This is a genomic window from Pseudopedobacter beijingensis (assembly GCF_042678145.1).
Lineage (GTDB): Bacteria > Bacteroidota > Bacteroidia > Sphingobacteriales > Sphingobacteriaceae > Pseudopedobacter > Pseudopedobacter beijingensis.
The window spans coordinates 90,717-110,575 of record NZ_JBHUDG010000020.1; the positions used below are offsets into that span (position 1 = coordinate 90,717).

A 19,859-nucleotide genomic window follows, 5' to 3' on the forward strand; every position below is an offset into this window, starting at 1 on the left:
TAATTTTGTACTATGGATATTTTCGAAAAACAAGAGCTACCTACCACTGCTTTCTCTCGTCTTCTTCAGATTATGGATGATTTAAGAGATAAATGTCCATGGGATAAAAAACAGACCTTAGAATCGCTGAGGCATTTAACCATAGAAGAAACATACGAGCTTTCTGATGCTATTTTAGATAAAGATATGCAGGAAATTAAGAAAGAGCTTGGCGATGTGATGCTACATCTTGTTTTTTACGCTAAAATAGCCTCTGAAACAAAAGATTTTGATATCACAGATGTTCTTAACAGTATCTGCGAAAAGCTGATTAACAGACATCCCCATATTTATGGAGATACCAAAGCCGACACAGAAGAAGCTGTAAAACAAAACTGGGAAAAAATAAAACTAAAAGAAGGAAACAAATCGGTATTAGGTGGAGTTCCTTCTTCTTTACCTGCCTTAATCAAAGCCTCCAGAATACAGGAAAAAGCCCGAGGAGTAGGTTTCGACTGGGATAACAGGCAACAGGTATGGGAAAAAGTAGAAGAAGAACTTAACGAGTTTAAAGAAGAGTTTCATAAAGAACAAATTGATTTGGATAAGGCAGAATCTGAATTTGGAGATGTTTTATTTTCTTTGATAAACTATGCCAGATTTATAGATATTAATCCAGAGAATGCACTAGAAAAAACCAATAAAAAATTCATCAAACGTTTTCAATACCTTGAAGAAAAAGCCAAAGAATCTGGCAAGCAACTTCAGGATATGACACTGGCAGAAATGGATATATTTTGGAACGAAGCTAAAAAACACTAAACCATACTTGTAGCAGATCCTTTTTTCTTTCATCCATCTGTATCATAATTGTTTTTGCAAACGTATTGCCTTAAAAGGCAACACTTATGTATCTAAACAATCTACAATCTTACACTTTTGCTACTTTAATGCTTTTGTTTGTGGCGTTTGTAGCTTGCGACAGGGAGAATCCTCTTGCTAAAGACAGAACGTATGAAGGAACTTTTTACACTAAAAATCTTCCTCAAAATTACACCTCTACTTCTTTTACTTTGAAATTAGATAAAGGTCGGTTTGAGTTCGAACCTTTAGACAATTCGCCCATGAAACATAGCAGTGGTACCTTTATATTAAAAGACAATCAAGTTACCTTTCATGACGAAAATATGTGGACCGCAGATTTTGACTGGAATCTGATATTCAGCGGAGATTTTGATTTATCAAGCAATAAACAAGAAATTACGTTAACAAAAAACGGAGAAAATAATTATAAGTACATTTACATATTAAAGAGACAGTAAATATATAAACATATCGTTAATGAAGGGTCCTTATAGCGGGTTAAGCGATCAGGAATTGATCAATAAGTGCCGTAAAGACGACTATAAAGCTCAAGAAGCTCTTTATAAGCGTTTTTATGCCTATGCTATGAGTATATCCCTACGTTACTGTATTAATAGAGATGATGCCTTAGAAGCTGTTAACGATTCTTTCATTAAATTATTTAAAACAATAAAAACATTTGAGGATCATAGATTAATAAAACCCTGGTTCAGGCAAATTGTAGTCAATTCTTCTATAGATAACAGAAGAAAAAACTTAAAGCATTCCAATGCCCTGGACATAGAATATGCAGAAGAAAAGCCCGTAGACTTCCATGCCATTGCAAAAATAAATGCAGAAGATATCCTCAAACTGTTAGATTTATTACCCGAAATACATAAAGTGGTGTTTAACCTTTATGAAATTGATGGATATTCGCATGAAGAAATATCAGATATTTTAGAAATACCATCCAGCAGCTCAAGAGTCTATTTATCAAGAGCAAAAGATAAGTTAAGGAAATTGGTGAACAGCAGATTTTTAGATCATGAAAGAGCAGTTTGATAAAGTTTTAAGAGATCATATAAAAGATACTTTTGACGCTTATGATGACGGCATGTCTCATAACGGTTGGCTTAGTTTCCAAAAAAAAGTTCGCAATAAAAAAAGAAAAATCTTCTTCATGTGGAGCGTTCCCAGTGGAATAGCCGCTTCTCTGTTGTTTTTCTTATTCACGAATAATGGTATCACCGAACAAGGAAACCGCCTATCTGAAACATCTGAAATTGTTCTCTACAAAAAAAACAATGACATAGCTTCAACAGATATAGAAACCACAGCCAATGCAGAAAAACCTGCGGTAGGAAAGAGTTCTGTAAAGCAAACTGCACCAGCAAAACACAATATAATAGAGAACAGTACTTCCAATACTCATGTAAAAGCAGAAGAGCATGTACTCGCCCACATAGAACCGCTTACAGAGCAGACAGTTATTTTTGCAGACAGTATAAAACTAGCCCCTATTCATATTGAGCATATCAATACCACAGCATCTTTACAAAAAGACGCCGCCAATCTGATACTCGAAGAACCAACAGAACGTCCTTTATTCTCAGAGATATTTACCAATTCAAATCCTTATTTTTCGTACACAGCCCAAAAGAACAATAAACAGGAGCTAAAGATGAAACTGAAGAATCTGAATTTTGCCTTAGATGCTTCAACATTCATGAATTTCTCTAAAATGGGACTTAACGATGAGATTAACATTGCTATTGGTGTTGTTTCGGAATACAAGTTATCCAAACATTTTTCAGTACATTCCGGTATTAATGTAAACAGACAAACAAGTTCTTTTGAGCACCCCATAGACTTCTCGAGACCGTTGGACAATGCCCAAAATGCAATGGCATTAACCAATACAATAGGTTCGGTAATAAACGGACAATTTACCAATGCCAAATTGGTAGGTTTGGATATTCCATTAAACATAAAATATAGCAGTAATAATAGAAAAGTGAACTGGTTTGTAAGTTCTGGATTAAGTTCTTATGCTTTAATGAACGAAAAATATTTCAACAACTTTTCTGTACTAAATTATGGTTTTGATGGGGTAGAAACGCAAAATCTATCAATGACAGAAGAATATGCTAAAAGTCCTTTATCAAACTTCCAGTTTGCCAGAAGCGTCAATTTCTCCATGGGACTGAGTTTCCCTTTAAAAGACGTGACAACTTTATCTATAGAACCCTTTGTTAAATATCCTTTAAAAAGTCTTGGACAAGAAAGACTGGAGCTTGGTTCTGGCGGAGTTAGCATGAAACTCTACCTCAACAAAAAACTGTTTAAATAATGGTTTCTCCTTAAGCTATTAAACAATCTGTAATTCAGTTTACGCTTCATCATTATTTAAATGACAGCGATTTTATGGGCGATATATTACTTACCAGCATAGAAGGAATCAGAAGTACCAGTAAACAAATAGCAACCGTTCCTACGTTAATTAACAAGATATCTTGCCATTGAAAATAAATAGGAATAAAACTCATATAATAAGAAGCTTCATCCAGTTTAAAAAAATGGGTATAAAACTGAAAATATCCTATTCCCAATCCTAAAATATTTCCTAAAATCAGACCTATAACTACAAGATAAGCCGCATTATAAAGAAAAATCTTTCTTATCTCCCAATTAGAAGATCCTAACGCTTTCAGTAAACCTATCATAGTAGTTCTTTCCAGGATCATAATCAGTAATGCCGATATCATATTAATGACAGCTACAATTAGCATCAATATCAAAACCACTTGCGCATTTACATCAAGTAAAGATAGCCAGTCAAAAATAGTAGTGTAAATATCTGTAATAGGCATAGCCTTAATTGTCATAGGCAGCAAATCTCCCATATCCATCGCTGTCCACTCCAGTTCATCAAAATTGTTAACCCTAACCTCGTAGCCGCCAACCTGCCCATCTTCCCACTTATTTAACCTCCGGACCAGATTAATATCTCCAACAACAAAAGTTTTATCAATCTCTTCAACACCGGTATTATAAATTCCTACAATCTCAAACTTTCTTTTGCGCAAAGATTCCTGAACAAAATACATTAAGAAGCTATCACCCACCTTCAATTGCAGCCTCTTTGCCATGTTATCAGATATAATAATCTGCTGGTTTGCATTTTCTGCTTTAAAATCTATCCCTTTACCTTCTACAATAATTTTGTTAAAATATTTCCAATCATAATCCGCTCCTATCCCTTTAAAAACTACGCCTTCTACCTCATTATCAGTTTTGATAATTCCTGGCTTTGTGGCATAGGGAACCATGTTTCTGATATTCTGAACCTTTTTCAGATTCTGTAGAGTATCTGTAGTAATGGTTATAGGGGAGTTTTCATAAGATGAATTAAGGTCATATTTCTGAACTTGAATATCGCCATTAAAGCCTCTAACTTTATCTCTGATTTCGTTCTTAAAACCTTTCATTACTGCAATAGATAGCAACATAACACTTAGCCCCAACATAATACCGGCTATAGCTATACGAACGATTAATTTAGAAAAAGTGCGCTCAGAATTGAATGAAATTCTTCTTGCGATAAAGAGTCCGAGATTCAAACGTTTTTTATTTATTTTTACCACACAAATATGCAACCATTTACCCAAAATATAAAAATTAGGGTAAATACCACAAAACTACCTTGCAATAGGTATAATTAATAAGTAAAACACAAATAATTCCAATATTCAAATTACAGATATGAGAATAGTATTTATGGGAACCCCGGATTTTGCAGTAGCTTCATTAGATGCGCTTGTAAAAGCTGGGCATGATGTTGTTGGCGTTGTTACCGCTCCAGATAAACCTTCTGGAAGAGGGCAAAAGGTTTCGGAATCTGCCGTAAAAAAATATGCTGTTGCTAACAACCTGAAAGTATTACAGCCCGTTAAGCTTAAAGACCAACTATTTTTAGACGAATTAAAATCTTTAAATGCAGAACTACAGGTAGTAGTCGCTTTCAGAATGCTTCCGGTAGCTGTATGGGATATGCCACCAAAAGGAACTATAAATCTTCATGCATCACTTTTACCTCAATACAGAGGCGCAGCACCTATAAATTGGGCTATTCTCAATGGAGAGGTAGAGTCTGGTGTAACTACTTTTTTCCTCAAACACGAGATAGATACTGGTGATATTATTTTTTCTGAGAAAGTTAGCATTAACGAAGGTATGACTGCCGGTGATTTGCATGACGAATTGATGAGTATTGGTTCGCAATTACTTGTAAAAACTGTAGATGCTATAGCCAACGATAATTATAAAGAAATCCCTCAAAGTTCTTTTGATGATACCATATTAAAACATGCTCCAAAAATATATAAAGAAGATTGCGAAATAGTTTGGGATGATAGTACGCAACGTATTTTTAACCTCATCAGGGGAATGAGTCCCTACCCTACCGCTTTTACTACCTTAAATGGTAAAAACCTTAAAGTATTTAAAGCTGAAAAGGAATTAGCTAATCCGCATAAAAATCCTGGCGAATACGAAACAGACAACAAACACTATTTAAAGTTTGCGACCAGCGATGGTTTTATTTCCATTAAAGAACTTCAACTGGAGGGTAAAAAAAGAATGCAAATAGACGAATTTTTAAGGGGTATAAAATTGTAAGTTATAAAACCTTTAAATTTGTACAGAAAAGTATTGAGATAGAAATCCCCTAATCATCAGGAAATTCCTATCTCAATACCTCATTTTAAGAAAAGTAATAGTTAGAAATTACAGAGAACTATTTATCCCCTAAAACCATTCAATTTTTCCAGAAGCATTTTAGACACTTCATTAAAATAGCGTTTTCTATTAAATCCCATCACCCACTGTATTCCGTTAATTGCATTGGTAATAAACACTTCTTCAACCTCATTTAATATCTCTGGGTTTATTTGTGCTTCTATAATATCCAGCTGATGTTCTGCGGCCAGATTAATAACTACCTGACGCATTACACCTGCTACACAGCCTTCACTTAATGCAGGGGTATAGATTTGTCCCTTATAAACCAGAAACACATTAGAGCTTAAACTTTCGCATAAAAAGCCAGCCTGGTTAAGTATAAAAACTTCATCTAATCGATGTTGTTGTTTATATAATCCTGCCATTACAAAAGGAAGCGCACTACTTGTTTTTAGGTTAGACAGTCTGTTAATGGGTTTAAGAATATCATCATAAACATCCATAATTAACCCACGATTATTCATTTTAAACACAGGTGAGTCTAAAGCAGTAGCCTCTAAAGCATAAGCACTTTTATTATCTGTTGGTGTATACAACCCTTCCGAGTCTCTAAAAACACTCAATCTAAATCTTCCGTTCTGCCCTATTTTATTTCTACGTGCTAAATCTTCCGTTTTTTCCTTAAGAAAATAAGCATCCATGTGCGAATAACCTTCTATCTTAAGCGTTTTCATTCCTCGATGTAATCTTTCCGCATGTATTTCAGGAAAATTCAACTTTCCACCAGACATTCTTATAGTTTCGAATAAACCATCCCCATATCTGAAAGCCCTGTTTTTAAGAGTAAAGACTTTATCATCCTCTAAAAAAATATCCCCATTAAAATTCACAAAACGTTTCGTCATCTACGATTAATCCTCCTCTTTATATCAATGATTTTGTATATATCCTCTCCATTTGTCCAGCGCTCCTTTAAAGTCTTCAGGAAGCTCACTCTCAAAATACACCTCTTTTCTTGAGCTGGGGTGTGTGAAACCAAGCGACTTAGCATGTAAAGCCTGCCTTGGCAATATTTCAAAGCAATTTTCTATGAACTGTTTGTATTTAGCAAATATTGTTCCTTTTCGTATTTTATCTCCTCCGTACATCGCATCGTTAAATAAAGGATGTCCTATATGTCGCATATGAGCTCTTATTTGATGGGTTCTTCCTGTTTCCAACTCACATTCTACCAAAGTAACATAATTAAACCGTTCCAACACTTTATAATGTGTTACAGACCATTTCCCCTTTTCTTCATCATTATAAACATCCATCACCTTACGATCTTTAACACTACGACCTATATACCCGCTAATTGTTCCTTCGTTTTCAAGATCGCCCCACACCAGTGCCACATATTTTCTCTTGATACTGTGATCAAAAAACTGTTTGGCCAATGACGCCATTGACTTCTCATTTTTCGAAATCACCAAAATACCCGAAGTATCTTTATCTATACGGTGCACCAATCCCGGTCTGCCATCATTTCCCGGTAACTGAGGCAACTGAGTAAAATGATAGGTTAAAGCATTTACCAATGTTCCATTCCAATTTCCATAACCAGGATGTACTACCATGCCTGCCTCTTTATTGACTAATACAACGTCATTATCCTCATAAATAATATTTAATGGAATATTTTCTGGATATATTTCGGTATCCCTTGGCGGGTGTGGCAATACAATAGAAACATCATCAAAGGGTTTTACCTTATAACTGGATTTCACGGCAAGTCCATTTACAAGGACATTTCCCTGTTCTATAGCATTCTGAATTTTATTACGTGAGGCATTTTCTACCCGAACCATCAAAAATTTATCTATCCTGAGCAGAGACTGGCCTTTATCTACTTTTATTCTTAAATGCTCATAGAGATCGCTTTCTTCTGCTTCCAGGTGATCTTCGAATTCGTTCATACTGCAAAAGTACTTTAATTTTAAGATTCATATAAAAAAGTTTAATATGTGGTATCACTTTTGCTACTCTTAACGTAATCTTAGTGAATACAAATCTACGACTATGACAAAGCTGAAGAAGAACTTAAAGTTTGTAATTAATTTTTTCCCATATCTGATTAAAACTATCTACTTTAGGAATTAATTTCTAAAACAGATAACATGGTAAAAACCTACTCTTATAAACTTGCATTTTTTTTAATACTTTCCTTTATATCTATCAAAAAAACATCTGCACAAGGCAATGTATTGCAATTTGTACAAGCAGGTAAAGTTGATGCTGCCAAACTCGCACAAGCATACCTCCACCCTTTTTTTAGAGGAGTTGGTTACGGGATGAATAGTGCCTGGTTTAATTCTGCGCGAGCTAAAGCTCCTGGCCGATTTGACCTTAGAATACAAGCTACCGGAGCTATAGTTCCAATTTCTGATAGAACATTTGACATCAACAAATTAAATCTGTCCAACGTTGAAGCTTTTAACGCCACAACATTTACTCCCACTGCTTTTGGAAATAATGAAACAGGGGCTACTGTTATGTTAAAGAATGATAACAGTGTAAACTTCAACCTTCCCCCTGGAACAGGCATAAACATGGTGCCATCGCCACAAGTACAGCTTACTATTGGTTTAGTAAAAGAATCTGAAATTTCATTAAGATATACTCCTAAAGTTGGAGGAGATAATTACGGAAAAGTAAGTTCATGGGGAATAGGGTTAAAAAAAGAGATCACTAAGTTACTTCCATGGAAAACAGAAAAAGTGATCCCTATTGATTTGGCTATTGCGGTTGGTTACAACCAGATAAACTACGATTACAATATTGCCATTCACAAACAAGTAGGTGAAGAGCATAATATAAATCTTAACCAGCGTTTAGAAGCCCGATTTTATGGTTATAATATTGATGCTATCCTATCCAAAAAACTATCATTCTTTACTCCTTTTGTTAGTGTGGGTTACAACAATGCAAAAAGCAACCTTGGTATTTTAGGTGAATATAGAGTAATGGCGGCTGGTAAAAAAATAGAGACCTTAACCGACCCGGTAAGCATTAAACAGAATGATATTTCCGGTATGAGGGCAAATATAGGTTTTGCTCTCCATCTGTTTTATATGAGATTGTATGGTTCTTATAGTATTGGCGAGTATAGAGCAGTTACTGCTGGTATTGGTTTAGGTATAGGTAAATAATAACAGACCTTTTAAAAATCTAAATAAGCTATTAATTTTACCTTTAAATGCTCCCCTTTACCATATATAGCCCAGAAGAAGAAATACATCTTCCTCTCTTAAAAGAAAAACAAATACAACTGTTTATAAAAAGAGACGATTTAATCCACCCATTTATATCTGGCAATAAATGGAGAAAACTTAAATATAATCTTGAAAAAGCTACCAAACTACGTAAAAATCACTTAGTCAGTTTTGGTGGAACCTATTCTAATCATATATTGGCTTTAGCTTCTGCTGGTGCAAAATTTGGCTTCAAAACCACAGCCTTTATTCGTGGAGAAGAAGTAAATAACGAGATTTTATCCTTGTGTAAAATATTTGGAATGACATTAATCTTTGTCTCCCGAGAAGCATACAAAAACAAAGAAGTTCTTTATGAAACAACTTTTGGCAATACAGGCGACACTTATTTCATCAATGAAGGCGGAGCAGGTACTGAGGCAGAAAAAGGCTGTAGAGAGGTCATAAAGGAACTACAACAACAATATGATTATATCTTCTGCGCTGCAGGAACCGGAACTACAGCTGCCGGACTTATAAATGGCATAAATGAACAAAATTTAGCCAGCATTTTACATGTAATACCGGTATTAAAAGGATTTACTGCTTTAAGAGAAGAAATAGATAGTTTACTAAAAAAACCTATCAACTATGTTATTCATGAAAATTATCATTTTGGTGGATATGCAAAAACAAAACCCGAACTGATAGCATTCATCAAACAATTCGTACAAAATACCGGTATTTTAACAGACCCTGTTTACACGGGTAAAGTTATTTATGGAATATATGATCTTATCAATGCTGACCTGTTTAAGCCCGGTTCTAAAATATTGATGGTTCATACAGGAGGTATTTTTGGCATCTTAGGAATGTTGGATAAATTTTAACAAACTTAGTATTCACTTACATAAATTCTATTAAAACAAAAAGCCCAATGAAAATTCATTGGGCTTTTTATGTTATTAAATAATCTTAAGCAGACTATTTTTCTTCTTTTGCTTCATCAGCATCTTCTGCTTCAGGTTGTACCTCTTCTGCCGGAGCTTCTGCTACTGGAGTCTCTTCAACTACAACAGCTTCTTCTGTCTCAGTAGCTTTTTTAGCTTTACCACCTCTTCTACGAGTAGTTTTTTTCTCAACTTTAGCTTCTGCACCGTATACTGTATTGAAATCTACCAATTCGATAATAGCCATAGAAGCATTATCTCCAAGACGATTTCCTAATTTAATGATACGAGTATAACCACCTGGTCTGTTAGCAATCTTCTCTGCAACTTCGCGGAATAAGATAGTAACTACCTCTTTGTTTTGCAATAAAGAGAAAACTGTACGACGAGAATGCGTTGTATCGTTTTTAGATTTGGTTAAGATTGGCTCTACATAAGTACGTAAAGCTTTAGCTTTAGCCAAAGTAGTAACAATACGTTTGTGTAAAATTAAAGACGAAGACATGTTAGCCATCATTGCTTTTCTGTGGCTGTCTGTACGTCCTAAATGATTAATTTTTTTTCCGTGTCTCATTGTTTTATTTATTCGCGCATACCGTCAGCTCTAGCCCCTATGGCGAGCCGGGAATTATGCGTCATTTTCTTATTACTCCTCGTCTAACTTATATTTAGACAAGTTCATACCAAAAGATAATCCTTTTGATTTTACAAGCTCCTGAATCTCAGTTAAAGATTTCTTACCGAAGTTTCTGAATTTCAACATATCAGCCACATCGTAAGAAACTAAATCTGCTAAAGAACGGATATCCGCTGCTTTTAAACAGTTTAAAGCTCTAACAGAAAGATCTAGATCTACCAATTCAGTTTTAAGGATTTTACGCATGTGCAATACTTCCTCATCCACTTCTTTAGTTTCTTCTTTCGCTTGTGATTCTAACACCAAATTCTCATCAGAGAATAACATAAAGTGTTGAATCAAGATTTTTGCTGCCTCTTTCAAAGCATCTTCCGGATGGATAGATCCATCGGTAGAAATATCAAGTAACAATTTTTCATAATCGGTTTTTTGTTCAACACGATAGTTTTCAATTGTATACTTTACATTTTTAATAGGCGTATAAATAGAGTCGATAGCAATAACGCCAACTGCTGCATCGGCATTTTTGTTTTCTTCTGCTGCTACGTAACCTCTTCCTTTGTTAATTGTAAGTTCTATTTCTAAAGTAACAGAAGCTTCCATATTACAAACAACAAAATCTGGGTTTAACACCTCAAAATTGTTCGAAAACTTAGTGATATCACCAGCTTTGAAGCTTTCCTGTCCGTTGATGATTACAAAGATTTTTTCAGAGTCACCAGACTCGCCAGTCTTTTTAAAACGAACTTGCTTAAGATTCAAGATGATATCTACAACATCTTCGGCTACACCTTTGATGGTAGAAAACTCGTGAGATACACCTGAGAATCTTACTGAGGTAATCGCGTAACCTTCTAAAGACGATAACAAAATTCTTCTTAAAGCATTACCTATAGTAACACCAAATCCGGGTTCTAATGGACGAAATTCAAACGTTCCATCAAAATCCGTAGATTTTTGCATAATAACTTTATCAGGTTTCTGAAATGCTAAAATTGCCATTTATTGCCTTGTATTTTATCGTTAATTCTTAGATAAACAACCAATTGCCAACCCAAGAGTTGGCAATTAAAAGTATCATTATTTAGAGTATAACTCGACGATTAAGTTCTCTTTAATGTTTTCAGGGATGCTCTCTCTATCAGGATATTGAACAAATTTTCCTGTTAAATTTTTAGCGTCCCACTCTAACCAAGAGTATTTGTTAATAGTACGTCCAGCTACAGAGTTTGTTACCACTTCCAAAGATTTGGATCTCTCACGAACTTCGATAGTATCACCCGGTCTTACTGAAAAAGAAGGGATATTAACTAATTCTCCATTCACAAGTATATGTCTGTGAGATACCAATTGACGAGCTGCAGATCTTGTAGTTGCAATACCTAAACGGTAAACTACGTTATCTAAACGAGCTTCTAGCAATTGCAATAAGTTAGTACCTGCGATACCACCTTTTGCAGATGCTTTTTTGAATAAGTTAGAGAATTGTTTCTCTAATACACCATAAGTGTATTTTACTTTTTGCTTTTCTGTTAACTGAATAGAGTATTCAGATTGCTTTCCTCTTCTTTTAGAAGGTCCGTGCTGACCTGGAGGATAGTTTTTTCTTTCTAATGCTTTGTCTGGACCAAAAATTGGCTCTCTGAACTTACGAGCAATTTTTGATTTAGGGCCTGTATATCTTGCCATTTTTTATCTGTTTAAAGTATCTACCCAACTATATCAGGAGAATCTTATCTTTAAAAATTGTTATTAAACTCTTCTTCTTTTTGGAGGACGACATCCGTTATGAGGCAGCGGAGTGATATCTTTAATTGTTGTTACCTCGATACCTGCATTTTGCAAAGTACGGATAGCAGACTCACGACCTGAACCTGGACCTTTTACGAAAACCTCAACTTTACGAACACCTAAATCGTAAGCTACTTTACCGCAATCTGTTGCAGCTTGCGAAGCAGCATAAGGTGTATTTTTCTTAGAACCTTTAAAACCTTGTTTACCAGCTGATGACCAAGAGATAGTCTGACCTTGGTTGTTGGTAATGGTTATGATGATATTGTTAAAAGTAGCGTTAATGTGTGCTTGGCCTACTGGCTCAATTACAACTATACGCTTTTTTGTAACTTTTTTTGTCTTAGCCATTTCTTACTATCAATTATTATTTAGTAGCCTTTTTCTTATTCGCAACAGTTTTTCTCTTACCTTTACGAGTACGTGAGTTGTTTTTAGTCCTCTGTCCACGTAATGGAAGCCCTTTTCTGTGGCGTAATCCTCTGTAACAACCAATATCCATCAAACGTTTGATGTTCAATTGAACTTCTGATCTTAATTGACCTTCAACTTTGATAGAATCAGAAATAATGTTACGGATGGCTGTTAATTCATCATCGGTCCATTCTTGAACTTTTTTATCGAAATTGATACCAGCTTGTGTCAAGATCTCTTGAGCTGTTTTTCTGCCAATTCCGAAAATATAAGTAAGGCCGATCTCTCCTCTTTTGTTTTTTGGTAAATCTATACCTGCTATCCTTGCCATTTATTATTTGTTGATAGTTTAAAATTACGATTAACCTTGACGCTGTTTATACTTAGGATTTTTCTTGTTAATCACGTATAATTTTCCTTTTCTACGGATTATTTTGCAATCAGCGCTGCGCTTTTTGATTGATGCTCTAACTTTCATTGTCTTATTTATATCTATAAGTTATTCTGCCTTTTGTTAAGTCATATGGAGACATCTCCAATTTCACACGGTCTCCAGGTAGAATTTTGATATAGTGCATTCTCATCTTACCTGAAATATGTGCTATGATCTCGTGACCGTTCTCTAGTTCAACACGAAACATTGCATTAGATAATGCTTCTTTAATTACTCCGTCTTGTTCTATAGAGGATTGTTTAGCCATATATTTTCCAAATATTATTTAAATCACACCGCGTAAAGCGGGACGCAAAATTAAATAATTTTTTTTACAAATTTAAACTTTATTTATAACTTCTTCAATGTAACTAAAAGTTGACAGAATATCCGGCTTTCCTTTAGCTATTGCAACGGTATGTTCGAAGTGAGCAGACAACTTTCCGTCAATTGTTGAAACGGTCCATCCATCATCCCAAAACTTCACTCCCGCCTTACCCGAATTAATCATGGGTTCTATAGCTATAACCATTCCTTCCTGTAATTTCATGCCCGAACCGCGCTTACCATAATTTGGAACCTCAGGTTTTTCATGAAGCTCTTTTCCTACCCCATGTCCAACCAATTCCCTTACCACACCAAAACCATTAGATTCAGCCTGTTCTTGGCAAGCATAAGCAATATCACCTATTCTATTACCAGTTACTGCTTTATCTACCGCTAAGCGCAAACATTCTTGTGTTACTTGAAGCAGTCTTTTAGCTTCTTCAGAAATTTCGCCAACAGCAAAAGTGTAAGCAGAATCCCCGAAAAATTTGTTTTTTATGACTCCGCAATCCACCGAAACAATGTCTCCATCTTTAAGTTCGTACTTGCCTGGAAAGCCATGTACTACCTGGTCATTTAAAGAGATACACAATGAATATGGGAAGCCATGATAATTTAAAAAAGCAGGTATTGCCCCGTTGTCCCTCATAAACTCTTCAGCTAAACTATTAAGCTTTATAGTAGAAACTCCCGGAGCAATAACTTTTGCTATTTCTGCCAAGGTTTTAGATACTAACAGAGAACTCTCTCTGATTAGTTCAATCTCCTCGGCAGTTTTAAATATTACTTTTGACATAATAAAATTAAATCGCAGAGCCCGCAGAAGCAACGCTTACATCGCTACGACCTTTAATTCTACCTGTCTTCATTAACCCATCATAATGACGCATTAGAAGGTAACTTTCGATTTGTTGTAATGTATCCAATACTACGGCAACCAAAATCAACAGAGATGTCCCTCCGAAGAAATGTGCAAACTGAGAGTTTATACCCAAAATAATAGCCAAAGAAGGCATAATTGCAATGATTGCCAAGAAAACAGATCCTGGTAAAGTTATCCTTGAAATGATAGCATCTATATAATCAGCTGTTGTTTTTCCTGGTTTTACTCCCGGAATAAATCCACCATTCTTTTTCATATCATCAGCCATTTGATTTGGGTTGATGGTAATTGCCGTATAAAAGAAGGTAAACAGGATGATTAATATTGCAAACGTTAAGTTATAAGCTAATGAAGTATAATCACTAAAAGAGGCCAATACCGATGATTGTGCACTTGGAAAAAATTGCCCGATAGTAGACGGAATAAACATAATAGCTTGTGCAAAGATAATAGGCATAACCCCAGCTGCATTTAGCTTTAATGGGATATACTGTCTTACACCTCCGTATTGTTTATTACCTACAATCTTTTTCGCATACTGCACTGGTATCTTTCTGGTTCCCTGAATAATCAATACAGTAAACATAATTACCGCAAACAAAGCTACAAATTCAATAAAGAACATGATTAAGCCTCCTTGTCCTGTACTTCTGCTGATAAACTCAGCTGAAATGCCATACGGTAATTGAGCAATAATACCCACCATAATCAATAAAGAGATACCATTTCCGATACCCTTATCGGTAATCTTCTCTCCCATCCACATTACAAACATAGTACCTGCTGTTAATACCACCATTGAAGAGATGGTAAACAAAGGCTCATCTATTAACCTTGCATTATCGTGTATTTGAGATTTCACATACCCAATAGCTTGCAAAGCAGTAATAGCAATGGTTAAATAACGTGTAATTTGAGTTGTCTTCTTTCTTCCGCTTTCACCTTCCTTCTGCAACTTCTGGAAATAAGGAACCGCAATTCCTAATAATTGGATAACAATAGATGCAGAGATATACGGCATAACACCTAATGCAAAAATAGACGCTCTTGAGAAAGAACCTCCTGCAAACATGTTAAGCAATCCTAGCAATCCTTCTTTTGCTTCTCCTTCAAGAGATCTGGGATCTACACCGGGTAATACTATAAAAGACCCGACTCTATAAACCAAAAGAATTAAGAGTGTGTATAAAATACGCACTCTTAATTCCTCAATTTTCCAAATATTGGATAAAGTTGTGAACAGCTTCTTCATTCATTATAATTTAACAACAGAACCGCCTGCAGCTTCAATAGCTTTTTGTGCAGTTGCTGTAAATGCATGTGCTTTAACTTCTAATTTAGCTTTTAATTCGCCTCTTCCCAAAATTTTCACGATATCATTTTTAGATACCAAACCGTGGTCTTTAAGCGTTTCAAAATCAACTGTTGATAAATTAAACTTCTCAACTAAGCTTTGAAGAACATCTAGGTTCACACCTACGTATTCTACTCTGTTAGCATTTTTAAAGCCAACTTTTGGAACACGACGTTGTAAAGGCATCTGTCCACCTTCAAAACCTACTTTTGTAGAATGTCCAGATCTGGATCCAGCTCCTTTATGTCCGCGAGTAGAAGTACCACCACGGCCAGAACCTGTTCCACGTCCTATTCTTTTCTTATTTTTTATTGAACCTTCTGCAGGTTTTAAGTTACTTAAATTCATGGTAATTAAATTTTTTCAATTGCTACCAAATGATTTACTGCTTTAACCATTCCGATGATTGCCGGAGTAGCTTCAACTTCCACGCTGTGGTTCAATTTTTTCAACCCTAAAGCCTGGATAGTTCTTTTTTGGCGCTCGCTTCTATCGATCACGCTCTTAATCTGAGTTATTTTGATCTTAGCCATCGTATTATCCGTTAAAAACTTTACTTAATGAAACACCTCTGTGGTGTGCTACCGTACGAGCATCTCTCATTTGAGCCAAAGCTGCTACCGTTGCTTTAACAACGTTGTGAGGGTTTGAAGAGCCTTTTGACTTAGCTAATACATCTGTAATACCAGCCGACTCTAATACAGCCCTCATTGCTCCACCCGCAATTACTCCGGTACCATTCGCAGCTGGTTTAATCAAAACATTACCACCTGAGAATTTTCCTATTTGTTCGTGAGGTACAGTACCGTTAATCAACGGAACTCTAACCAAATTTTTCTTAGCATCATCGATACCTTTAGCAATTGCCTCAGTAACCTCTTTAGCCTTACCTAAACCAAAACCAACAACGCCATTTTCATCTCCTACTACTACAATAGCAGAAAAGCTGAAAGTACGACCACCTTTGGTAACTTTAGCTACACGCTGGATGCTCACCAAACGATCTTTTAATTCAATCTCGTTTGCTTTTACTCTTTTTATATTGATAGTTGACATCTGCTTCTAAAATTAAAAGATTAAACCTCCCTCACGCGCACCATCAGCCAATGACTTGATACGTCCATGATATAAATAACCATTTCTATCAAAAACCACTTGGGTGATTCCTGCAGCAACCGCTTTTTCAGCAACTTTCTTACCTACCTCTTTAGATTGCTCTATCTTAGTGCCGTTTGCGCTAAAATCTTTTTCTAATGATGAAGCAGCAACTAATGTTTTTCCAGCATTATCATCAATGATCTGAGCGTAAATTCCTTTGTTGCTTCTAAAAACAGATAAACGAGGACGCTCTGAAGAACCAGAAACTCTTTTTCTGATGCCTTTTTTTATTCTATCTCTACGAGATAATTTAACTTTTCCTGCCATTACAATTATTTTTTAGATGCTGATTTACCTGCTTTTCTTCTTAATGTCTCACCAACAAACTTGATACCTTTACCTTTATACGGCTCTGGTGTTCTTAATGAACGAATCTTTGCTGCTACCTGACCAATCAATTGTTTATCGATTGACTCCAACGTAATTGTTGGGTTTTTACCTTTTTCTGAAGTAGTAGTTACTTTTACTTCTTCCGGTAATGCAAAAACTACGTGGTGAGAGAAACCTAAAACTAGGTCTAAGATGTTACCATTATTAGAAGCTCTGTAACCTACACCCACTAATTCTTGAGTGATTTTATAACCTTCTGTAACACCTACAACCATGTTGTTGATTAAAGCTCTGTATAAACCATGTAAAGCTTTATGACGTTTTTGATCTGAAGGACGTTTTACCAAAAGAGTTCCCTCCTCTTGTTCAACAGTAATATCTGAATCTACTTGTTGGCTTAATTGTCCCTTAGGTCCTTTTACCGTTACCTGGTTATCTTTAGATACCGTAATGGTAACACCAGAAGGAATTGAAATTGGGGCTTTTCCTATTCTTGACATTTCTATCTCCTCCTATTAATAAACGTAACATAAAACTTCACCACCAACATTCAATTGTTTGGCTTCTTTATCTGTCATAACTCCTTTTGAAGTAGACAAAATTGCAATGCCTAAACCGTTTAATACTCGTGGTATCGCACTTACACCTGCATACTTTCTCAAACCTGGTTTACTCGCTCTTGTAATAGTGCGAATAGCAGGAACTTTAGTAATTGGATGATACTTTAATGCTACTTTAATAACACCTTGAGTATTTCTGTCATCCTCAAACTTATAGTTCGTGATGTAACCTTTATCAAAAAGTACTTTTGTGATTTCCTTTTTGAGGTTTGATGCAGGAATTTCAACAACCCTATGGTTGGCCTTGATGGCATTCCTTACTCTTGTAAGATAATCTGCTATTGGATCTGTATACATTTTTATTATATATAAATAAAAAGATTTTTTTGGACTGCAAAAGTACAAAAAAATCTTTTAGTTTTTTATTTTATTACCAGCTTGCTTTTTTAACTCCTGGTATCTTGCCTGCTAAGGCCATTTCGCGGAAAGTTACACGCGAAATACCAAACTGACGCATATATCCTCTCGGACGTCCAGTTAATTTACAACGGTTGTGTAAACGTACTGGAGAAGCATTTTTAGGCAATTTGTCTAAAGCAGCATAATCGCCGGCCGCTTTCAACTCTTCTCGCTTTGCAGCAAATTTAGCTACTAGTCTTTGACGTTTTACTTCGCGAGCTTTTATTCCTTCTTTAGCCATTGTTATTTACTTTGATTTTTAAATGGTAAACCGAATTGTTTTAGTAACTCTAATGCCTCAACATCTGTTTGTGCACTAGTTACAAAAGTGATATCCATACCTTGGATCTTATTGATTTTATCAATATTGATCTCAGGGAATATGATTTGCTCAGATACACCTAACGTATAGTTACCTTGTCCATCAAAGCCTTTATCATTGATACCTTTGAAGTCACGAATACGAGGTAAAGCTACTGCTACCAAACGGTCAAGGAACTCATACATTTGATTGTCACGTAAAGTTACACGAACACCAACCGGCATTCCTTTACGTAATTTAAAGTTCGAAATATCCTTTTTAGATTTAGCAGCTACCGCTTGCTGACCAGTAATTGTAGTTAATTCTGAAATAGCGAATTCTACTACTTTTTTATCAGCAACACCAGCACCAACACCTTGGTTGATAGCTATCTTTTGTAGCTTAGGAACTTGCATAACGCTCTTGTACTGGAATTTTTCCTTAAGAGCAGATACGATTTCCTCTTTATATTTGCTTTTTAATCTTGGTGTATAAGTCATTACTTAATCTCCTCCCCAGATTTTTTTGCGATACGAACCAAAGTTCCTTCAGAGTTTTTAGCTCTACCAACTCTCGTCGGTTTTCCAGACTTAGGATCAATCAACATCAAATTAGAAATATTAATAGGGGCTTCTTTTTTAATAATACCACCGTTAGGGTTAGATGCACTTGGTTTTGTATGTTTAGAAACCATGTTAAGACCTTCAACAATAGCTCTGTTATCTTTCACCAATACTTCTAAAACTTTTCCTTGCTGACCTTTAGAGTCTCCAGCAATTACCTTTACTAAATCCCCTTTACGGATTTTTAACTTAGGTGTTGTTGTCTTCTTTTCCATTTTACAATACCTCCGGTGCTAATGATACAATTTTCATGAATTGTTTTTCACGCAACTCTCTTGCTACTGGACCAAAGATACGAGTACCTCTCGGTTCGTTCTGGTTGTTCAACAATACTGCCGCGTTGTCGTCAAAACGAATATAAGAACCGTCTTTTCTTCTGATTTCTTTTTTCGTTCTAACTACCACAGCTTTAGATACTGTACCTTTCTTGATGTTTCCGGATGGAAGTGCTGCTTTAACACTTACCACCACTTTATCACCAATTGAAGCGTATCTTTTGCGGGTACCACCTAACACACGGATAACTAAAACTTCTTTAGCTCCGGAGTTATCGGCTACGTTTAATCGTGATTCCTGTTGTATCATTACTTAGCCCTTTCTAAAATTTCAACTAATCTCCAGTTTTTGTTCTTACTCAGAGGACGTGTCTCCATGATCAAAACGGTATCACCTACACCGCAATCATTTTTCTCGTCATGAGCCATAAATTTGGTAGTCGTTTTTACGAACTTACCATAAATCGGGTGCTTCACCTTTCTCTCTACAGCAACAACTACAGATTTTTCCATTTTGTTGCTTACCACTAACCCAATTCTTGTTTTTCTTAATTTTCTTTCCATGT

30 protein-coding genes are annotated in these 19,859 nt (G+C 35.6%); 7 read left to right on the forward strand and 23 right to left on the reverse strand.

The window, feature by feature from the left end; translation table 11 throughout:
• Nucleotides 1-12 precede the first annotated feature (12 nt).
• From mazG to ACFSAH_RS13295, 4 genes are all read left to right on the forward strand, one after another.
• On the forward strand, nt 13-801 hold the full coding sequence (gene mazG, locus ACFSAH_RS13280) for a nucleoside triphosphate pyrophosphohydrolase (protein ID WP_379663233.1): 789 nt from the start codon (nt 13-15) through the stop codon (nt 799-801).
• An 86-nt stretch (nt 802-887) separates the two neighbouring features.
• A complete protein-coding gene (locus tag ACFSAH_RS13285; RefSeq protein WP_379663234.1) occupies nt 888-1,301 on the forward strand; it encodes a hypothetical protein in 414 nt (137 codons plus the stop codon).
• A gap of 19 nt (nt 1,302-1,320) precedes the next feature.
• Nucleotides 1,321-1,887, forward strand: a complete 567-nt coding sequence (locus ACFSAH_RS13290) for an RNA polymerase sigma factor (RefSeq protein ID WP_379663235.1) — start codon at nt 1,321-1,323, stop codon at nt 1,885-1,887.
• The gene (locus tag ACFSAH_RS13295; RefSeq protein ID WP_379663236.1) at nt 1,871-3,175 is read left to right on the forward strand and encodes a porin family protein; all 1,305 of its coding nucleotides are present in this window, start codon (nt 1,871-1,873) and stop codon (nt 3,173-3,175) included. The genes ACFSAH_RS13290 and ACFSAH_RS13295 overlap by 17 nt, the downstream gene beginning before the upstream one ends.
• A gap of 52 nt (nt 3,176-3,227) precedes the next feature.
• Here the strand turns inward: ACFSAH_RS13295 and ACFSAH_RS13300 are convergent, their stop codons facing one another.
• Nucleotides 3,228-4,445 carry an ABC transporter permease gene (locus ACFSAH_RS13300; RefSeq protein WP_379663237.1) on the reverse strand — a complete coding sequence of 406 codons (1,218 nt, stop codon included), beginning with the start codon at nt 4,443-4,445 and terminating at the stop codon, nt 3,228-3,230.
• A gap of 142 nt (nt 4,446-4,587) precedes the next feature.
• Here ACFSAH_RS13300 and fmt point away from each other — a divergent pair, with 142 nt between their 5' ends.
• The gene (gene fmt / locus ACFSAH_RS13305) at nt 4,588-5,502 is read left to right on the forward strand and encodes a methionyl-tRNA formyltransferase (RefSeq protein WP_379663238.1); all 915 of its coding nucleotides are present in this window, start codon (nt 4,588-4,590) and stop codon (nt 5,500-5,502) included.
• 122 nt (nt 5,503-5,624) lie between these two features.
• Here the strand turns inward: fmt and ACFSAH_RS13310 are convergent, their stop codons facing one another.
• Nucleotides 5,625-6,470, reverse strand: coding sequence for an aminotransferase class IV (locus ACFSAH_RS13310; RefSeq protein WP_379663239.1), 846 nt, complete (start codon nt 6,468-6,470; stop codon nt 5,625-5,627).
• A gap of 24 nt (nt 6,471-6,494) precedes the next feature.
• Nucleotides 6,495-7,523 (reverse strand): RluA family pseudouridine synthase, encoded by a 1,029-nt coding sequence (locus ACFSAH_RS13315; RefSeq protein ID WP_379663240.1) that lies wholly within the window; start codon nt 7,521-7,523, stop codon nt 6,495-6,497.
• Nucleotides 7,524-7,724: 201 nt separating this feature from the next.
• Here ACFSAH_RS13315 and ACFSAH_RS13320 point away from each other — a divergent pair, with 201 nt between their 5' ends.
• Together ACFSAH_RS13320 and ACFSAH_RS13325 are read left to right on the forward strand one after the other, a co-directional pair.
• Nucleotides 7,725-8,756 carry a DUF6588 family protein gene (locus ACFSAH_RS13320; RefSeq protein ID WP_379663241.1) on the forward strand — a complete coding sequence of 344 codons (1,032 nt, stop codon included), beginning with the start codon at nt 7,725-7,727 and terminating at the stop codon, nt 8,754-8,756.
• Nucleotides 8,757-8,803: 47 nt separating this feature from the next.
• The gene (locus ACFSAH_RS13325) at nt 8,804-9,688 is read left to right on the forward strand and encodes a 1-aminocyclopropane-1-carboxylate deaminase/D-cysteine desulfhydrase (RefSeq protein ID WP_379663242.1); all 885 of its coding nucleotides are present in this window, start codon (nt 8,804-8,806) and stop codon (nt 9,686-9,688) included.
• A gap of 94 nt (nt 9,689-9,782) precedes the next feature.
• Here ACFSAH_RS13325 and rplQ read toward each other — a convergent pair whose 3' ends face one another.
• The 20 genes from rplQ to rpsQ all read right to left on the reverse strand — a co-directional run bounded on the left by rplQ (nt 9,783) and on the right by rpsQ (nt 19,857).
• Nucleotides 9,783-10,322: a 50S ribosomal protein L17 gene (rplQ, locus tag ACFSAH_RS13330; protein ID WP_379663243.1), complete on the reverse strand. Its 540-nt coding sequence runs from the start codon at nt 10,320-10,322 to the stop codon at nt 9,783-9,785.
• A 72-nt stretch (nt 10,323-10,394) separates the two neighbouring features.
• Nucleotides 10,395-11,387, reverse strand: a complete 993-nt coding sequence (locus ACFSAH_RS13335) for a DNA-directed RNA polymerase subunit alpha (protein ID WP_379663244.1) — start codon at nt 11,385-11,387, stop codon at nt 10,395-10,397.
• Nucleotides 11,388-11,465: 78 nt separating this feature from the next.
• A complete protein-coding gene (rpsD, locus tag ACFSAH_RS13340; RefSeq protein WP_379663245.1) occupies nt 11,466-12,074 on the reverse strand; it encodes a 30S ribosomal protein S4 in 609 nt (202 codons plus the stop codon).
• 63 nt (nt 12,075-12,137) lie between these two features.
• Nucleotides 12,138-12,527: a 30S ribosomal protein S11 gene (gene rpsK / locus ACFSAH_RS13345; RefSeq protein WP_379663246.1), complete on the reverse strand. Its 390-nt coding sequence runs from the start codon at nt 12,525-12,527 to the stop codon at nt 12,138-12,140.
• Between the two features lie 16 nt (nt 12,528-12,543).
• Nucleotides 12,544-12,921, reverse strand: coding sequence for a 30S ribosomal protein S13 (gene rpsM, locus ACFSAH_RS13350; RefSeq protein ID WP_379663247.1), 378 nt, complete (start codon nt 12,919-12,921; stop codon nt 12,544-12,546).
• A 30-nt stretch (nt 12,922-12,951) separates the two neighbouring features.
• Complete coding sequence (gene rpmJ, locus ACFSAH_RS13355; protein ID WP_008506259.1) at nt 12,952-13,068, reverse strand: 50S ribosomal protein L36; 117 nt, start codon at nt 13,066-13,068, stop codon at nt 12,952-12,954.
• 4 nt (nt 13,069-13,072) lie between these two features.
• Nucleotides 13,073-13,291, reverse strand: coding sequence for a translation initiation factor IF-1 (gene infA, locus ACFSAH_RS13360; protein WP_013633164.1), 219 nt, complete (start codon nt 13,289-13,291; stop codon nt 13,073-13,075).
• 72 nt (nt 13,292-13,363) lie between these two features.
• The gene (gene map / locus ACFSAH_RS13365) at nt 13,364-14,146 is read right to left on the reverse strand and encodes a type I methionyl aminopeptidase (RefSeq protein WP_379663248.1); all 783 of its coding nucleotides are present in this window, start codon (nt 14,144-14,146) and stop codon (nt 13,364-13,366) included.
• 7 nt (nt 14,147-14,153) lie between these two features.
• Nucleotides 14,154-15,485: a preprotein translocase subunit SecY gene (gene secY, locus ACFSAH_RS13370; protein ID WP_379663249.1), complete on the reverse strand. Its 1,332-nt coding sequence runs from the start codon at nt 15,483-15,485 to the stop codon at nt 14,154-14,156.
• A gap of 3 nt (nt 15,486-15,488) precedes the next feature.
• Nucleotides 15,489-15,935, reverse strand: coding sequence for a 50S ribosomal protein L15 (rplO, locus tag ACFSAH_RS13375; RefSeq protein ID WP_379663250.1), 447 nt, complete (start codon nt 15,933-15,935; stop codon nt 15,489-15,491).
• A gap of 5 nt (nt 15,936-15,940) precedes the next feature.
• Nucleotides 15,941-16,120: a 50S ribosomal protein L30 gene (gene rpmD, locus ACFSAH_RS13380; protein WP_379663251.1), complete on the reverse strand. Its 180-nt coding sequence runs from the start codon at nt 16,118-16,120 to the stop codon at nt 15,941-15,943.
• A gap of 4 nt (nt 16,121-16,124) precedes the next feature.
• Complete coding sequence (rpsE, locus tag ACFSAH_RS13385) at nt 16,125-16,643, reverse strand: 30S ribosomal protein S5 (protein ID WP_379663252.1); 519 nt, start codon at nt 16,641-16,643, stop codon at nt 16,125-16,127.
• 12 nt (nt 16,644-16,655) lie between these two features.
• On the reverse strand, nt 16,656-17,012 hold the full coding sequence (gene rplR, locus ACFSAH_RS13390) for a 50S ribosomal protein L18 (RefSeq protein WP_379663253.1): 357 nt from the start codon (nt 17,010-17,012) through the stop codon (nt 16,656-16,658).
• 5 nt (nt 17,013-17,017) lie between these two features.
• On the reverse strand, nt 17,018-17,575 hold the full coding sequence (gene rplF, locus ACFSAH_RS13395) for a 50S ribosomal protein L6 (RefSeq protein WP_379663254.1): 558 nt from the start codon (nt 17,573-17,575) through the stop codon (nt 17,018-17,020).
• Nucleotides 17,576-17,590: 15 nt separating this feature from the next.
• Nucleotides 17,591-17,992 (reverse strand): 30S ribosomal protein S8, encoded by a 402-nt coding sequence (gene rpsH / locus ACFSAH_RS13400; protein ID WP_379663255.1) that lies wholly within the window; start codon nt 17,990-17,992, stop codon nt 17,591-17,593.
• A gap of 73 nt (nt 17,993-18,065) precedes the next feature.
• Nucleotides 18,066-18,335, reverse strand: coding sequence for a 30S ribosomal protein S14 (gene rpsN, locus ACFSAH_RS13405; protein ID WP_379663256.1), 270 nt, complete (start codon nt 18,333-18,335; stop codon nt 18,066-18,068).
• Nucleotides 18,336-18,337: 2 nt separating this feature from the next.
• Nucleotides 18,338-18,895: a 50S ribosomal protein L5 gene (gene rplE / locus ACFSAH_RS13410; RefSeq protein WP_379663257.1), complete on the reverse strand. Its 558-nt coding sequence runs from the start codon at nt 18,893-18,895 to the stop codon at nt 18,338-18,340.
• Nucleotides 18,895-19,233 carry a 50S ribosomal protein L24 gene (gene rplX, locus ACFSAH_RS13415; protein ID WP_379663258.1) on the reverse strand — a complete coding sequence of 113 codons (339 nt, stop codon included), beginning with the start codon at nt 19,231-19,233 and terminating at the stop codon, nt 18,895-18,897. Before rplX ends, rplE begins: the two co-directional genes overlap by 1 nt.
• Nucleotide 19,234: 1 nt before the next feature.
• Nucleotides 19,235-19,603 (reverse strand): 50S ribosomal protein L14, encoded by a 369-nt coding sequence (rplN, locus tag ACFSAH_RS13420; RefSeq protein WP_379663259.1) that lies wholly within the window; start codon nt 19,601-19,603, stop codon nt 19,235-19,237.
• Nucleotides 19,603-19,857, reverse strand: a complete 255-nt coding sequence (gene rpsQ, locus ACFSAH_RS13425; protein WP_379663260.1) for a 30S ribosomal protein S17 — start codon at nt 19,855-19,857, stop codon at nt 19,603-19,605. Before rpsQ ends, rplN begins: the two co-directional genes overlap by 1 nt.
• Between the last annotated feature and the right edge of the window lie 2 nt (nt 19,858-19,859).